Genomic DNA, 15,559 nt, shown 5'->3' with positions numbered 1-15,559 from the left:
TTCGCGATGCAAGTCCGGCGCAAGTCCGGCGCATCCCCGCCCCCGCCGGCGATGCCCCCTGTTCCCCGGCGAAAAAATAGTTTAACGCTGAACCATCTTGAGAGGAGAGGGTCTGGCGATGGAAGAACGCAGGCAGGACAACGCCCGGCAGGCGGCATTGGATTATCACGAATTCCCGCGCCCGGGTAAGCTCGAGGTGCGCGCCACCAAGCCCCTTGCCAATGGCCGCGACCTGAGCCGCGCCTATTCGCCCGGCGTCGCCGAAGCCTGCCTGGAAATCAAGGCCGATCCTGCCGCCGCCGCCCGCTATACCGCGCGCGGCAATCTGGTCGCCGTGGTCTCGAACGGCACCGCCGTGCTGGGGCTGGGCAATATCGGCGCGCTCGCCTCGAAGCCGGTGATGGAGGGCAAGGCGGTCCTGTTCAAGAAATTCGCCAATATCGACTGTTTCGACATCGAGCTGAACGAATCGAACCCCGAGAAGTTGGCCGAGATCGTCTGCGCGCTGGAACCCAGCTTCGGCGCCATCAACCTCGAGGACATCAAGGCGCCCGACTGCTTCATCGTCGAGAAGCTGTGCCGCGAGCGCATGAATATCCCGGTCTTTCACGACGACCAGCACGGCACCGCCATCGTCGTCGGCGCGGCGGCAACCAACGCGCTGCACATCGCGCACAAGCGGTTCGAGGACATCAAGGTGGTCTCGACCGGCGGCGGCGCGGCCGGCATCGCCTGCCTCAACATGCTGCTGAAACTGGGCGTCAAGCGCGAGAACGTCTGGCTCTGCGACATCGCCGGCCTGGTCCATGAGGGCCGGACCGAGGAAATGACGCCGCAAAAGGCGGAATATGCGCAGAAATCCGACCTGCGCACGCTGGACCAGGTGATCGACGGCGCGGACCTGTTCCTGGGCCTCTCCGGTCCCGGCGTGCTGAAGCCGCATATGGTGGCCAAGATGGCCAAGCGCCCGATCATCTTCGCGCTGGCCAACCCCACGCCCGAGATCCTGCCCGAGGATGCCCGCGCCGTCGCCCCGGACGCGATCATCGCCACCGGCCGCAGCGACTATCCCAACCAGGTCAACAACGTCCTGTGCTTTCCCTTCATCTTCCGCGGCGCGCTGGACGTGGGCGCGACCACGATCAACGACGAGATGCAGCTGGCCTGCATCGAGGGCATCGCGGCGCTCGCCCGCGCCACCACCAGCGCCGAGGCCGCCATGGCTTATCGCGGCGAGACGCTGACCTTCGGCGCGGACTACCTGATCCCCAAGCCCTTCGATCCGCGGCTGATCGGCGTGGTCTCGACCGCCGTGGCCAGGGCCGCGATGGAGACCGGCGTCGCCACCCGGCCGCTGGAGGACATCGCCGCCTACAAGCGCAAGCTGGACGGCTCGGTCTTCCGCTCGGCCATGATCATGCGCCCGGTCTTCGAGGCCGCCGCCACCGCCAAGCGCCGCATCGTCTTTGCCGAGGGCGAGGATGAGCGCGTGCTGCGCGCCGCCAACGCCATGCTGGAGGAGACCACCGACGCGCCGATCCTGATCGGCCGCCCCGAGGTGATCGAGATGCGCGCCGAGCGCGCCGGCCTGCCGATCCGCCCCGGCCGCGACTTCGAGATCGTGAACCCGGAAAACGACCCGCGCTATCGCGACTACTGGGGCACCTATCACGAGCTGATGGCCCGGCGCGGCGTCACACCCGACATCGCCCGCGCCATCATGCGCACCAACACCACCGCCATCGGCGCCGTCATGGTGCATCGGGGCGAGGCCGACAGCCTGATCTGCGGCACCTTCGGCCAATATAGCTGGCACCTGAACTATGTCAGCCAGGTGCTGGCCCGCGACGGGCTGCGCCCGCATGGCGCGCTGTCGCTGATGATCCTCGAGGACGGGCCGCTGTTCATCGCCGACACCCAGGTCCATCACGCTCCCACGCCCGAGCAGGTGGCCGAGGCCGCGATCGGCGCCGCCCGCCATGTGCGCCGCTTCGGCGTCACGCCCAAGGTGGCGCTGTGCAGCCATTCGCAATTCGGCAATCTCGACACCGAGTCGGGCCGCAAGATGCGCGCGGCGATGGAGATCCTCGAGGCGCGCGGCGTCGATTTCATCTTCGACGGCGAGATGCACGTGGACTCCGCGCTCGACCCCGCCATCCGCGAACGCCTGCTGCCGCGCTCGCGCATCGAGGGCGCGGCGAACACGCTGATCTTCTCGGGCACCGACTCGGCCTCGGGCGTGCGCAACGCGCTCAAGCTCAAGGCCAACGGGCTCGAGGTCGGGCCGATCCTGATGGGCATGGGCAACCGCGCCCATATCGTCACCCCCTCGATCACCACGCGCGGCTTGCTGAACATGAGCGTGATCGCCGGCACCCCGGTCGGCCACTACAGATAAGCCCAGCCGGGCCGTGGTGATTCTGCCGCGGCCCGCGCAAATGGCACGGGGTTTGCAAAATGGCGCGGGGTTTTCAGCCTCCAGCAAAACCGCCATCCGTTTGCAAATTCCCGCCCGTCGCCGAGACGATGTTCTGCAAAATCTTTGGCATTGCGCGTCGCTGTGGGCGATAACATCCTTGCGCGGCAGGTTTTCGCTCGCCTAACAACCAGAACATCACTCGGAGGGGGTTGTTTCATGGCATATCGTGACGTTTACGCCGCCTGGCAGGCGGACCCGGAGGGGTTCTGGATGCAGGCCGCCGAGGCCATCGACTGGGAGCGCAAGCCTTCGAAGGCGCTGTTCGACGACAAGGCCCCGATCTATGAATGGTTCTCGGACGGGCTGGTGAACACCTGCTGGAACGCGGTGGACCGCCATGTGCTGGCCGGGCGCGGCGACCAGGTCGCCATCCAGCATGAAAGCCCGATCACACTCTCCTCCAAGGGCATCACCTACCGGCAATTGCAGGAGCGCGTCGCCTCGCTGGCCGGGGCGCTGCGCATGCGCGGCGTCGAAAAGGGCGACCGCGTCATCATCTACATGCCGATGATCCCCGAGGCGCTGGAGGCGATGCTGGCCTGCGCCCGGCTCGGCGCCATTCATTCCGTGGTCTTCGGCGGCTTCGCCGCGAACGAGCTGGCGGTGCGCATCGACGATTGCCAGCCCAAGGCAATCATCGCCGCCTCCTGCGGGCTGGAGCCAAACCGGGTGGTGCATTACAAGCCGCTGCTCGACGCCGCCATCGACATGGCCGAGCACAAGCCGGAATTCTGCGTGATCTTCCAGCGCGAGCAGGAGGTGGCCAAGCTGGTCGAAGGCCGCGACTTCAGCTGGCACGGCTTCCAATACGGCGTGAAACCCGCCGAATGCGTGCCGGTCGAGGGCAACCACCCGGCCTATATCCTCTATACCTCGGGCACCACCGGCCAGCCCAAGGGCGTGGTGCGCCATACCGCCGGCCATCTGGTGGCGCTGCAATGGTCGATGACCAACATCTACAACATCGCCGCTGGCGACCGCTTCTGGGCCGCTTCGGACGTGGGCTGGGTCGTGGGGCATTCCTATATCTGCTACGGGCCCCTGATCGCCGGCGCCACCACCGTGGTCTTCGAGGGCAAGCCGGTCGGCACGCCCCACCCCGGCGTGTTCTGGCGCATCATCCAGAACCACCGCATCAAGAGCTTCTTCACCGCGCCCACCGCGCTGCGCGCCATCCGCCGCGAGGACCCGGAGGGCAAATGGATCAAGCGCTACAAGCTGCACGACCTGCAAGCCCTGTTCCTGGCCGGCGAGCGCGCCGATCCCGACACGGTGAAATGGGCGCAGGAGCATCTGGGCGTGCCGGTGGTCGATCACTGGTGGCAAACCGAGACCGGCTGGGCCATCGCCGCCAATCCCATCGGCATCGAGACCCTGCCGACCAAGCTGGGCAGCCCCTCGGTGCCAATGCCCGGCTATGACGTGCAGGTGCTGGACGAGGCCGGCCATCCAGTGCCCGCTGGCACGCTGGGCGCCATCGCGGTCAAGCTGCCTTTGCCCCCTGGCACGCTGCCGGGACTTTGGAATGCGGAAGCGCGCTTTCGCAAATCCTATCTGGAGCACTTCCCCGGCTATTACGAGACCGGCGATGCGGGCTATATCGACGAGGACGGCTATCTCTACATCATGGCGCGCACCGACGACGTGATCAACGTCGCCGGGCACCGGCTTTCGACCGGCGCCATGGAGGAGGTGCTGGCCTCGCACCCCGACGTCGCCGAATGCGCGGTGATCGGCGTGGCGGACAGCCTCAAGGGTCAGTCTCCGGTCGGTTTCCTGTGCCTGAAGGCCGGGGTGAGCACGCCGCATGAGCGGGTGATCGCGGATGTGGTGCGGCTGGTGCGCGACAAGATCGGCCCAGTCGCCGCCTTCAAGTCGGCCTGCGTGGTGGACCGACTTCCCAAGACCCGCTCGGGCAAGATCCTGCGCGCCACCATGGCCAAGATCGCCGATGGCGAGCCGTTCAAGACCCCCGCCACCATCGACGACCCGGCCATCCTGGACGAGATCCGCGCGGCGCTGGCCGGGATCGGCTATCCGGAAGCGGCCAAGGCGAGCTAGGCTGCGCCCGGCAGCTACGGTCGCAATGGGTATTTGTGCAACGGAGAAAGACCACAGGCGGCGCCCCATCGGCACCGCCTGTGTTTCTTTCGTGCATAAGTATCCTCGGGGGTCCGGGGGCAGACAGCCCCCGGCCGCAACAGATCAGCCGATCTCGGCGCCCAGCCCTTGCATCAGCGGCAGGAAATCCGGGAAAGAAGTGGCGATCGGACCGCCGTCGTCCACGCTGACCGGCTGCTCGGAGGCGAGGCCGGCGATCAGGAAGGACATGGCGATGCGGTGGTCGAGATGCGTGGCGCAGGTGGCGCCACCTTGCAGCCCGCCCCTGCCGTGGACGGTCAAGGTATCCTCGGTATCCTCGACCTCGGCGCCATTGGCACGCAGGCCGACCGCCATGGCGTCGATGCGGTCGCTTTCCTTGACCCGCAATTCGTGGACGCCCTGCATGACGGTGGTGCCCTCGGCAAAGCAGGCGATAACCGAGAGGATCGGGAATTCGTCGATCATGCTGGCGGCGCGTTCGGGCGGCACGGTCACGCCCTTCAGCGGGCCGTGACGGACGATCAGGTCGGCGACCGGCTCGCCACCTTCCTTGCGCTGGTTCTCGAAGCGGATGTCGGCGCCCATTTCCAGCAGCGTGACATAAAGCCCGTCGCGGGTCGGGTTGCGGCTGACGCCGGGGACGCGGATTTCCGAGCCCGGCACGATCAGCGCCGCCGCCACCGGAAAGGCGGCGCTGGACGGATCGCGCGGCACCGATACCGGCTGCGGCTTCAGCTCGGGCCGGCCCTTGAGGGTGATGGCATGCCCCTCGGCAGTCGCCTCAGCGGTGATGGTGGCACCGAAGCCGGCGAGCATGCGTTCGGTATGGTCGCGGGTCGGCTCGGCTTCGATCACCACCGTTTCGCCCGGCGCGTTGAGCCCGGCGAGCAGCACCGCCGACTTGATCTGGGCGCTGGCGACCGGGGTCTTGTAGCGCACCGGCACCGGCTCGGACGCGCCCTTGATGGTGAGCGGCAAGCGCTTGCCCTCGCGCGCCGTGACCTCGCAGCCGAAAAGTTCCAGCGGGTCGGTGACACGGCCCATCGGACGGCGCGACAGGCTGGCATCGCCGGTGAAGGTGGCGGTGATCGGCGTCGTGGCCATGGCGCCCATGATCAACCGCACGCCGGTGCCGGAATTGCCGCAGTCGATCACCCCCTCGGGCTCGGAAAAGCCGCCGACGCCGACGCCGTTGACCTTCCACTCCCCCTCGCCCAGCCGCTCGACCCGCGCGCCGAAGGCCTGCATCGCCTTGGCGGTGTCCAGCACGTCCTGACCTTCCAGCAGGCCGGTGATATGCGTCTCGCCCACCGACAGCGCGCCGAGGATCAGCGCGCGGTGGCTGATCGACTTGTCCCCCGGCACCTTGGCCTCGCCGGTCAGGGGGCCCGAACGGCGGGCGGTCATCGGAAGCGGTTCGGCGGAATGTGACATGAAGGCCCCCTCGTGCGTGTCGCGCAAGGTGATAGCGATCACGGGCGGGGGTTGCAATCGGCGGCGATCAGCCCCGGCGACCTTTCAGGCCCGGCGGCGAAAGGTGACGTAATGCGGCACCCGGCCCTCGCGCAGGGCCTTCTGCTCATAGCGGGTGCTGGGCCAGTCGTCCCAGGGCTCCGGGCCTTCGCCGATCAGCTCGAAACCGGCCGGCGGCACCTCCTCCAGCGTCTGGCGGACATAGTCGGGGATGTCGGTGGCGACGCGGAATTCGGCGCCCGGCTTCATGACGCGGGCGAGCGGGATCAGGTGCTCGGGCGTCACGAAGCGGCGGCGGTGATGGCGCGCCTTGGGCCAGGGGTCGGGATAGTTCAGGAAGGCTTTGCCGATCGAGGCGTCGGGCAGCACGTCCATCAGGTCGCGCGCATCGCCGGGATGCACGCTGACATTCTGCACCCCGGCATTGCGGATCTTGCCCAAGAGCATGGCGACGCCGTTGATGAAGGGCTCGCAGCCGATGATGCCGATCTCGGGATAGCGTGCCGCCATGTGGACCATATGCTCGCCGCCGCCGAAGCCGACCTCGAGCCAGACCGGCCGGTCGTCGCCGAAGATCGCCGCCGGGTCCACGGGCTTGCGCTCGGGGTTCTCGGCGAAGGTGATGCCGCGCGGGCGCAGCTCGCCCAGATCTTCGGAAAGATAGCCCTTTTGCGACTGGCGCAGGGTCTTGCCGTGGCGGCGGCCGTAGAAGTTGCGGCGCGGAGGGTGCGGGTCGAATTCGCTCATGGTCTTTCCTTGGAATGGCGGCTTTGCCCGGCCCATGCGGCAAGGTCAAGTCATTCCGCGGCCAGGCGCGAGATCACCACCGTCACCTCGGGTTTCTTGCCGATCTCCTCCATCGAGACCTGGCGGGTGATCTTGCGGATCGCCTCTTCCAGGCGGTCGTCGTCCATCACCGTGCGGTCGTCGGCGCGTTCGAGGAACTCGGCCAGCTCGGCCTCGATATTGCGGGCCAGCGGCACGCCGGCGCGGCCTTTCTCGGGCAGGCCAGAGAGTTCCACCCAGGCGTCGGGCAGCGGCGAGTCGTCCTCGTCGATGATGACCGAGACCATGGCATGGCCGTTCAGCGCCATGCGGATGCGGTCGCGCACCACCCCGTCCATGGCGCCGATCAGCACCGTGCCGTCGAGATACAGCCGCCCGGTGTCGATCTGGTCCACCACCCGCGGCATCGGGCCGGACAGGTCCAGCATGGTGCCGTTGGTCGCCACCACCGAAGGAATGCCGCGCGCCTCGGCCAGCTTGGCATGTTCGCGCAGGTGCATGTGCTCGCCATGCATCGGAATGACGATCTGCGGCTTCAGCAGGTCGTGCACCGCCTCGATATCCGGGCGGTTGGCATGGCCCGAGACGTGATAGAGCCCGTCATCGGCGTCATAGAGGTCCACGCCCATTTCCGACAGCGCGTTCATGATGCGGATCACCCCGCGCTCATTGCCGGGGATGGTGCGCGAGCTGAACAGGAAGCTGTCCCCGTCCTTCAGCTGGATGCCCAGATAGCGGCCGCGCGACAGCTGGGCGCTGGCGGCGCGGCGCTCGCCCTGGCTGCCGGTGACGATCAGCAGCACCTTGTCGCGCGGCAGTTCCGAGGCCTCCTCGGGACCGATCACCGGCGGGAAATTGGTCAGGATGCCGGTCTCGACCGCGACGGTGACCATGCGGCGCATGGCCCGGCCCAGGAGGCAGATCTTGCGGCCGGCGGCGATGCCGGCCTCGGCCAGGGTCTTGAGCCGGGCGATGTTGCTGGCGAAGGTGGTCGCCACCACCATCTGCCGCTGCGCCATGACGAAATCCAGCAGCGGATTGGCCAGCACCGCCTCGGACCGGCCGGGATGGGGCGAGAAGACATTGGTGGAATCGCAGGTCAGCACCTTGATCCCCTGCCCTTCATTGGCGATGTCGTGCCAGAGGATCGGGTCGAAGGCCTCGCCCACCACCGGGGTGCCGTCCAGCTTGAAATCGCCGGTATGCACGATCCGGCCTGCCGGCGTGTCGATGATCAGCGCCGAGCTTTCCGGGATCGAATGGCTGACCGGGACGAATTGCACCCGGAACGGGCCGGCGGTCACCACATCGGGGCGCGGGGCATGGATATGCAGCTGATCGACGGGCTGGCCGGCCTCCTCCAGCTTCAGTCGCGCCAGCGCGCCGGTGAAGCGGCGGCAATGCACCGGCTTTTGCAGCTTGGGCCAGAGCAGGCCGAGCGCGCCGACGTGATCCTCGTGCCCGTGGGTGATGAAGATGGCGTCGATACGGTCGCGGTTCGCCTCCAGCCAGGCGACATCGGCCATGATCAGGTCGATGCCCGGCGCAGAATCCATGTCGCCGAAGGTCACGCCCAGATCGACGACGATCAGCCGTTCGCGCCCCGGCTGGCCATAGCCGTAGACATAGGCGTTCATGCCGATTTCGCCCGCGCCGCCCAGCGGCAGATAGATCAGGCGCTCAGCCATTGCCCATCTCCTTGTTGTAATCATGGATCAGGCGCAGGCCATGCATGGTCAAATCGTCCTCGATCGCGTCGAACAAATCAAATCCCTGGTCGAAAAGCGGCGCCAGCCCGCCCGTGGCGATAACCTTCATGGGCCGGCCGCGTTCCTCGCGGATCTTGTCCACCACACCCTGCACCAGACCGATATAGCCCCAGAAGATGCCCGACTGGATGCAGGACACGGTATTGGTGCCGATCACCTTGGCCGGCATGGTCACGTCGACATGCGGCAGGCTGGCCGCGCCCATGTGCAGCGCCTCCAGCGACAGGTTCACCCCCGGCGCGATGACGCCGCCGACATAGGCCCCGTCGGTATCCACGACGTCGAAGGTCGTCGCGGTGCCGAAATCGACCACGATCAGGTCCGGCCCGTGCCGCTCGAACGCCCCCCAGGTGTTCACCAGCCGGTCGGGCCCGACAACAGTGCCGAAATCGACGCGGGGCGCCACCGGCAGCAGGCAGTCCGGCTTGCCCACCACCAGCGGGCGGGTGTCGAAATAGCGGTTGCAGAGCACGCGCAGATTGAACACCACCCGCGGCGCAGTCGAGCTGATGATGCAGGCATCGATGCTGAGTTCCAGCTTCTGCAAGGAAATCAGCGTGGAAAGCCAGACGAAATATTCGTCCGCCGTGCGCCGGTGATCGGTCGAAATGCGCCACAGCCCGACGAATTTCTCGCCGTCCCAGACCGAGAAGACCGTGTTGGTGTTGCCGGTGTCGATGCAAAGCAGCATGGCCTAGCCTCCGAAATAGACGTCGGCGGCGGGGATGACCTGCCGCCCCGCCGGACCGCGCAGTATCAGCGCACCGCTGTCGTCGATGCCCTCGAAGATGCCGTGGCTCTCGGTCGTGCCGGTGCGGGCGATGATCGGCTGGCCCAGCCGGGCGGCACGGGCCAGCCAGGCGTTGCGGATCGGCGCGAAGCCATAAGTGTCCAGCTGCGACTGCCAGCGCGCGAAGGCCGGCGCCAGCAGGTCCAGGAATTCCTCGGGATCGACGGCATGGCCGGTCTCGCCCCGCACGGAAACCGGAGGCGTCGCGCCAGGCTCGACCGCGCTGGCATCCGGCGCGGCAGCCAGGTTCACGCCGATGCCGACCGCGACGGCCTGCACGCCCGGACCCGAGCCCGCGCTTTCCAGCAGGATGCCCGCCACCTTGCCGCCGTTCAGCAACACGTCGTTCGGCCATTTGATCGCCAGCCGCGCAGCCGGGCCGCAGGCATCGGCAAGCGCGTCGTAAAGCGCCAGCGCCGCGACGAAGGAAAGCTGCGCCGCACCCAACGGGCCGCCCTTGGGCCGCGTCACCAGCGTGCCGGCAAAGTTCCCCTCCGGCATCATCCAGTCCCGGCCGCGACGGCCACGGCCCGCGAATTGCTCGCGGGCCATCACCCAGGCCGGACCGGAAAGGCCGGGCGCCAGCCTCAGCGCCTCGGCATTGGTGCTGTCGGCGCGGGCCAGCACATGGCGGGCCACGCCCTCGGGCCAGGGATCACTCACCTTGCGCGGGCTCGGCTTGCGCCGGATCGGCGGGCTGTTCGACCGCGGCGACCGGACCGACCAGCGTCTCGGCGGCGCGGCCGGCGGCGGCATCGACGCCGAACATGCTGATCGCGCCCACCAGCATCACCAGCGCCGGCACCATCAGCGCCAGGTATTGCACCGCGCCCATGCGCGAGGTCATGCCCTCGGTCTCGGCGCCGAAATACATGTAATAGACGATGCGCAGGTAATAGAAGGCGCCGATGACCGAGGCGATCACGCCCAGCACCGCCAGCCAGCCCATGCCGGCATCGACCGCCGCCGTCAGCACGCCGAACTTGGCAAAGAAGCCCAGCGTCGGCGGCACGCCGGCAAGGCTGAACATCAGCACCAGCATGGCCAGCGCCTTGACCGGATCGGTCCAGGCAAAGCGGTTCAGCGCGGCAAGGTCGGTCACCGGCACGCCGTCACGCTCCATCGACAGGATGAAGGCGAAGGTGCCGATGTTCATCACCGCATAGATGGTCATGTAGAGCAGCATGTTCTGCACGCCGATGGCCGTGCCGGCGGCCAAGCCGACCAGGGCAAAGCCCATATGCGCGATCGAGGAATAGGCCATCAGCCGCTTGATGTTGGTCTGGCCGATCCCGGCGATCGAGCCCAGGAACATCGACATCACCGCCAACGCGGCGACGATCTGGCTCCAGTCGCCGATGACATGGCCGAAGGCGTCGAAGACCAGCCGTGCGATCAGCGCCATGGCCGCGACCTTGGGCGCGGTGGCGAAAAAGGCGGTGACCGGGGTGGGCGAGCCCTCATAGACGTCCGGGGTCCACATGTGGAAAGGCACGGCCGAGACCTTGAAGGCCAGGCCCACCAGCATGAAGACCAGGCCGAACAGCACGCCCAGCGACAGATGGCCGCCCTGGATGGTCGAGATGATGCCGTCGAACCCGGTGGTGCCGGCAAAGCCGTAGACCAGCGAGGCGCCATAGAGCAGCAGGCCCGAGGAAAGCGAGCCGAGGACGAAGTATTTCAGCCCCGCCTCGGACGAGCGCACCGAGTCGCGGCGCATGGCGGCGACGACGTAAAGCGCCAGCGATTGCAGCTCCAGCCCCATGTAGAGGGTCAAGAGGTCGCCGGCCGAGACCATGAACATCATGCCCAGCACCGCCAGCGCGACGATGATCGGGAACTCGAAGCGCAGCATGTTGCGGCGCTGCATGTAATCGGCGCTCATCGCCAGCACGCCGGCGGCGGCGACCAGCGTCACCACCTTGGCAAAGCGCGAGAAGCCGTCGTCGATGAACATGCCATGGAAGGCGGTGCCATCGACATGGTTGCCCAGGCCCACCATAGCCGCGACGATCAGGAAGGCCGCGACCGTGACCCAAAGCAGCGTCCGGGCCAGCCTGTCCTTGCCGAGATAGGCCCCCGCCATCAGGGCGGCGAGGGCGTAACCGGCCAGCACCACCTCGGGCAGAATGGTCGAGAAATCGAGCGAGGTCATGTCCGTCCCCTAGTGGCTGGCTTGGGCCGTGGCGACGGGTGCCGCCGGCTGGCTCTGGTTGTAATCTTGGACGAGTGCTGCGACCGCGGGGCCGGTCACGTCGGTGACGAGCCGCGGATAGACGCCCAGGATCAGTGTCATGGCGATCAGCGGGATGAACACCCAACGCTCGCGCGGGGTCATGTCGGTGATCGACTTGAGGCTTTCCTTGATGAGCTGGCCCAGCGTTACCCGGCGATAGAGCCAGAGCGCATAGGCCGCCGACAGGATCACCCCCGAGGTCGCGACCAGCGCCACCCAAGTATCGACGCGGAAGACCCCCATCAGCGTCAGGAACTCGCCCACGAAGCCCGAGGTGCCGGGCAGGCCCACGTTCGCCATGGTGAAGAACATGAACACCGCCGCATAGGCCGGCATCCGGTTCACCAGCCCGCCATAGGCGTCGATCTCGCGCGTGTGCATGCGGTCGTAGATCACGCCGACGCAAAGGAACAGCGCGCCCGAGATGAAGCCGTGCGACAGCATCTGGAAGATCGCGCCATCGACGCCGATCTGGTTCGCGGCAAAGACGCCCATGGTCACGTAGCCCATATGGGCGACCGAGGAATAGGCGATGACCTTCTTCATGTCCGACTGCGCCAGCGCCACCAGCGAGGTATAGACGATGGCGATGGCCGACAGCCAGAACACATAGGGCTGGGCCACGCCGCTGGCGACCGGGAACATCGGCAGCGAGAAGCGCAGGAAGCCGTAGCCGCCCATCTTCAGCAGCACGGCGGCCAGCAGCACCGAGCCGGCGGTCGGCGCCTGGACGTGCGCGTCGGGCAGCCAGGTATGGACCGGCCACATCGGCATCTTCACCGCGAAGCTGGCGAAGAAGGCCAGGAACAGCAGCATCTGCATGCCGCCGACCACCGTCATGCCCAGCAGGCGGAAGTTGTCGGACGGGAAGTCGAAGGTCAGCAGCGTCGGGATGTCGGTGGTGCCCGCCATGCGATACATGGCGATCATCGCCACCAGCATCAGCACCGAGCCGAGGAAGGTGTAGAGGAAGAACTTGAAGGACGCGTAGATGCGGTCCTTGCCGCCCCAGATGCCGATGATCAGGAACATCGGGATCAGCCCAGCCTCGAAGAACAGGTAGAACAGCACCAGGTCGAGCGCGGTGAAGACGCCGATCATCAGCCCCTCCAGCACCAGGAAGGCGATCATGTATTCCTTGACCTTGTCCTGAACCTGCCAGGTCGAAAGGATGGTCAGCGGCATCATGAAGGTGGTCAGCAGCACGAACAGCACCGAGATGCCATCCACGCCCATCTTGTAGCGCAGCCCCATGATCCAGGCGTGATCCTCGACGAACTGGAAGCCGGTATTGGCCGGGTCGAAGCGGAACAGCACGAAAAGCGAGATCACGAAGGTCGCCGTGGTGGTCAGCAGCGCCAGCCACTTGGCGTTGCGCGCCGCGGCCTCGTCCTGGCCGCGCAGGAACAGCGCCATGATGATGGCGGCGACGATCGGCAGGAAGGTGATGATGGAAAGAAGGTTCGTCATGTCAGTGCGCGCCCCGCATCATCACCCAGATCAGCAAGCCCACGATGCCCAGAACCATCGCGAAGGCGTAGTGGAACAGATAGCCCGATTGCACCCGGACCGCCGCGCGGGTCAGCCGCGGGATCAACCCCATGGCCACCCCGTTGATGGTGCCGTCGATGATGGCGCCGTCGCCGCCCTTCCACAGCGCGCGGCCAAGCCATTTCGCCGGGCGGACGAAGATGAAATCGTAGATCTCGTCGAAATACCATTTGTTGAGCAGGAACTGATACAGCGCCGGCTGCTGCGCCGCCAGCCGCTTGGGCAGCGACGGATTGGCGATGTAGAAGGTCCAGGCCGTGATCAGCCCCAGCAGCATGGCGATGAAGGGCGAGACCTTGACCCAGGCCGGCGCGTGATGCGCCTCGTCCATGATATGGTTGTCGGGATGCATGTAGATCGCGCCGCCGACCGGCGCGGCGACCTCGGCATGGGCGGCCTCGGCGGCGGGCTCGCCCTCGGTCGCGGTGTCTGCGGCGACATGCTCCACCGGAGCCTCGGCGGTCGCATGCTCGGCGTCTTCGCCCTCCGCCGCTTCATGTGCGCCGGCGATGTGGAAATATTCCGTGACCTTGTGATGGTCGCCGAAGAAGGGACCATACCAGACCATGCCGGCAAAGACCGCGCCGATGGCCAGCACGCCCAGCGGGATGGTCATCACCGGCGGACTTTCATGCGCATGGTCATGGGCATGATGGTCGCCGCGCGGCTTGCCGTAGAAGGTCAGGAAGATCAGCCGCCAGCTGTAGAAGCTGGTGAAGCAGGCCGCGATAACCAGCAGCCAGAAGGCATAGCCGCTGCCCGCATAGGCGCTTTCGATGATCGCGTCCTTGGACAGGAAGCCGGCGAAGCCCAGATGGGTCAGCGGGATGCCGACGCCGGTGATGGCGAAGGTGCCGATCATCATCGCCCAGAAGGTCAGCGGGATCTTCTTCCGCAGCCCGCCATAGTTCCGCATGTCCTGCTCGTGATGCATGGCATGGATCACCGAGCCGGCGCCCAGGAACAGCATGGCCTTGAAGAAGGCATGGGTCAGCAGGTGGAACATGGCCGCCGAATAGACGCCGACGCCCGCCGCCACGAACATGTAGCCCAGCTGCGAACAGGTCGAATAGGCGATGACGCGCTTGATGTCGTTCTGCACCAGGCCGACGGTCGCGGCGAAGAAGGCGGTGGTGGCGCCGATGATGACGATGAAGGTCTTGGCGTCCGGCGCAAATTCGTAAAGCGGCGACATGCGGCAGACCAGGAACACGCCGGCGGTCACCATGGTCGCGGCGTGGATCAGCGCCGAGACCGGGGTCGGGCCTTCCATCGCGTCCGGCAGCCAGGTGTGCAGCAAGAGCTGCGCCGACTTGCCCATGGCGCCGACGAACAACAGGAAGCCCAGCAGGTTCGCGGCGTTCCAGTCGCGCCACAGGAAATGCATCTCGGTCTGCGCAAGCTGCGGCACCTGGCGGAAAATCTCGTCGAACTGGACCGAGCCGGTCAGCCAGTAGAGGCCGAAGATGCCCAGCAGGAAGCCGAAATCGCCGACGCGGTTGACGATGAAGGCCTTGATCGCCGCGGCATTGGCGCTGGCCTTCTTGTAGTAGAAGCCGATGAGCAGGTAGGAGGCGACGCCCACGCCCTCCCAGCCGAAGAACATCTGCAAGAGGTTGTCCGCCGTCACCAGCATCAGCATGGCGAAGGTGAAGAACGAGAGATAGGCGAAGAAGCGCGCCTTGTAATGCTCGTCATGCGTCCAGTTGTCGTCATGGGCCATGTAGCCCAGCGAATACATGTGCACGAGCGCCGAGACCGTGGTCACCACGATCAGCATGATCGCGGTCAGCCGGTCCAGCCGGATCGCCCATTCGGCATGGAAATCGCCGGTCACGACCCAGTCGAGCACCGGAATGTGCCGCGGCACGCCGTCGAAGGACAGGAACAGGTACCAGCTGATGAGGCAGCTGAGGAACAGGACGCCAGTGGTCAGGTATTGCGCAGCCTTCTCGCCGATCGCCCGCCAGCCCAGGCCGGCGATCAGCGACGCGATGAGCGGCGCAAAGAGGACGAATTTTTCCATGGCCGCTTATCCCTTCATCACGTTGACGTCTTCCACCGCGATGGTGCCGCGGTTGCGGAAGAAGACCACCAGGATCGCCAGGCCGATGGCGGCCTCGGCGGCGGCGACGGTCAGCACGAACATGGTGAAGACCTGCCCGGCCAGGTCGCCCAGATGGGTCGAGAAGGCGACGAAGTTGATGTTCACCGCCAGGAGCATCAGCTCGATCGACATCAGGATGACGATGACGTTCTTTCGGTTCACGAAGATCCCGAAAATGCCGGTGACGAACAGTATCGCCCCCACAACAAGATAATGAGTCAATCCGATCATCGTCCTGGTCCCTCCGGGTCGTTCACCCGTTGAA

General features: G+C 66.4%; 11 protein-coding genes. 2 read left to right on the top strand and 9 right to left on the bottom strand.

Annotated elements, in window-relative coordinates:
* Positions 1 to 118: 118 nt before the first annotated feature.
* Together AQY21_RS04345 and AQY21_RS04340 are read left to right on the top strand one after the other, a co-directional pair.
* A complete protein-coding gene (locus AQY21_RS04345; RefSeq protein WP_058096563.1) occupies positions 119 to 2,398 on the top strand; it encodes an NADP-dependent malic enzyme in 2,280 nt (759 codons plus the stop codon).
* Between the two features lie 237 nt (positions 2,399 to 2,635).
* Positions 2,636 to 4,540, top strand: coding sequence for a propionyl-CoA synthetase (locus AQY21_RS04340; protein ID WP_058096562.1), 1,905 nt, complete (start codon positions 2,636 to 2,638; stop codon positions 4,538 to 4,540).
* 144 nt (positions 4,541 to 4,684) lie between these two features.
* On the opposite strand, the gene aroA is transcribed toward AQY21_RS04340, so the two are convergent.
* The 9 genes from aroA to nuoK form a co-directional block, all read right to left on the bottom strand.
* A complete protein-coding gene (aroA, locus tag AQY21_RS04335; RefSeq protein ID WP_058096637.1) occupies positions 4,685 to 6,016 on the bottom strand; it encodes a 3-phosphoshikimate 1-carboxyvinyltransferase in 1,332 nt (443 codons plus the stop codon).
* Positions 6,017 to 6,100: 84 nt separating this feature from the next.
* Complete coding sequence (locus AQY21_RS04330; RefSeq protein WP_058096561.1) at positions 6,101 to 6,802, bottom strand: tRNA (guanosine(46)-N(7))-methyltransferase TrmB; 702 nt, start codon at positions 6,800 to 6,802, stop codon at positions 6,101 to 6,103.
* Positions 6,803 to 6,852: 50 nt separating this feature from the next.
* Entirely contained in the window at positions 6,853 to 8,529 is a 1,677-nt protein-coding gene (locus AQY21_RS04325) for a ribonuclease J (protein ID WP_058096560.1), read from the bottom strand.
* Positions 8,522 to 9,301, bottom strand: a complete 780-nt coding sequence (locus tag AQY21_RS04320; protein WP_058096559.1) for a type III pantothenate kinase — start codon at positions 9,299 to 9,301, stop codon at positions 8,522 to 8,524. The genes AQY21_RS04325 and AQY21_RS04320 overlap by 8 nt, the downstream gene beginning before the upstream one ends.
* 3 nt (positions 9,302 to 9,304) lie before the next feature.
* Positions 9,305 to 10,063 carry a biotin--[acetyl-CoA-carboxylase] ligase gene (locus tag AQY21_RS04315; RefSeq protein ID WP_058096636.1) on the bottom strand — a complete coding sequence of 253 codons (759 nt, stop codon included), beginning with the start codon at positions 10,061 to 10,063 and terminating at the stop codon, positions 9,305 to 9,307.
* Positions 10,056 to 11,555 (bottom strand): NADH-quinone oxidoreductase subunit NuoN, encoded by a 1,500-nt coding sequence (gene nuoN / locus AQY21_RS04310; RefSeq protein WP_058096558.1) that lies wholly within the window; start codon positions 11,553 to 11,555, stop codon positions 10,056 to 10,058. Before nuoN ends, AQY21_RS04315 begins: the two co-directional genes overlap by 8 nt.
* Before the next feature lie 9 nt (positions 11,556 to 11,564).
* Entirely contained in the window at positions 11,565 to 13,106 is a 1,542-nt protein-coding gene (locus AQY21_RS04305) for an NADH-quinone oxidoreductase subunit M (RefSeq protein ID WP_058096557.1), read from the bottom strand.
* Position 13,107: 1 nt separating this feature from the next.
* Positions 13,108 to 15,213: an NADH-quinone oxidoreductase subunit L gene (gene nuoL / locus AQY21_RS04300; protein ID WP_058096556.1), complete on the bottom strand. Its 2,106-nt coding sequence runs from the start codon at positions 15,211 to 15,213 to the stop codon at positions 13,108 to 13,110.
* 6 nt (positions 15,214 to 15,219) lie between these two features.
* Positions 15,220 to 15,525, bottom strand: a complete 306-nt coding sequence (nuoK, locus tag AQY21_RS04295; RefSeq protein ID WP_010392916.1) for an NADH-quinone oxidoreductase subunit NuoK — start codon at positions 15,523 to 15,525, stop codon at positions 15,220 to 15,222.
* Positions 15,526 to 15,559 lie beyond the last annotated feature (34 nt).

Source organism: Paracoccus sp. MKU1 (genome assembly GCF_001447385.1).
Taxonomy (GTDB): domain Bacteria; phylum Pseudomonadota; class Alphaproteobacteria; order Rhodobacterales; family Rhodobacteraceae; genus Paracoccus.
The sequence above is the reverse complement of the archived record's forward strand: the minus strand, read 5'-3'. Positions and strand labels throughout refer to the sequence as shown.

Excerpts from the sequence above, each read along its gene's own strand:
- AQY21_RS04345 (WP_058096563.1), top strand. The coding sequence starts at position 119 with ATGGAAGAACGCAGGCAGGACAACGCCCGGCAGGCGGCATTGGATTAT.
- AQY21_RS04340 (WP_058096562.1), top strand. The coding sequence starts at position 2,636 with ATGGCATATCGTGACGTTTACGCCGCCTGGCAGGCGGACCCGGAGGGG.
- aroA (WP_058096637.1), bottom strand. The coding sequence starts at position 6,016 with ATGTCACATTCCGCCGAACCGCTTCCGATGACCGCCCGCCGTTCGGGC.
- AQY21_RS04330 (WP_058096561.1), bottom strand. The coding sequence starts at position 6,802 with ATGAGCGAATTCGACCCGCACCCTCCGCGCCGCAACTTCTACGGCCGC.
- AQY21_RS04325 (WP_058096560.1), bottom strand. The coding sequence starts at position 8,529 with ATGGCTGAGCGCCTGATCTATCTGCCGCTGGGCGGCGCGGGCGAAATC.
- AQY21_RS04320 (WP_058096559.1), bottom strand. The coding sequence starts at position 9,301 with ATGCTGCTTTGCATCGACACCGGCAACACCAACACGGTCTTCTCGGTC.
- nuoN (WP_058096558.1), bottom strand. The coding sequence starts at position 11,555 with ATGACCTCGCTCGATTTCTCGACCATTCTGCCCGAGGTGGTGCTGGCC.
- AQY21_RS04305 (WP_058096557.1), bottom strand. The coding sequence starts at position 13,106 with ATGACGAACCTTCTTTCCATCATCACCTTCCTGCCGATCGTCGCCGCC.
- nuoL (WP_058096556.1), bottom strand. The coding sequence starts at position 15,213 with ATGGAAAAATTCGTCCTCTTTGCGCCGCTCATCGCGTCGCTGATCGCC.
- nuoK (WP_010392916.1), bottom strand. The coding sequence starts at position 15,525 with ATGATCGGATTGACTCATTATCTTGTTGTGGGGGCGATACTGTTCGTC.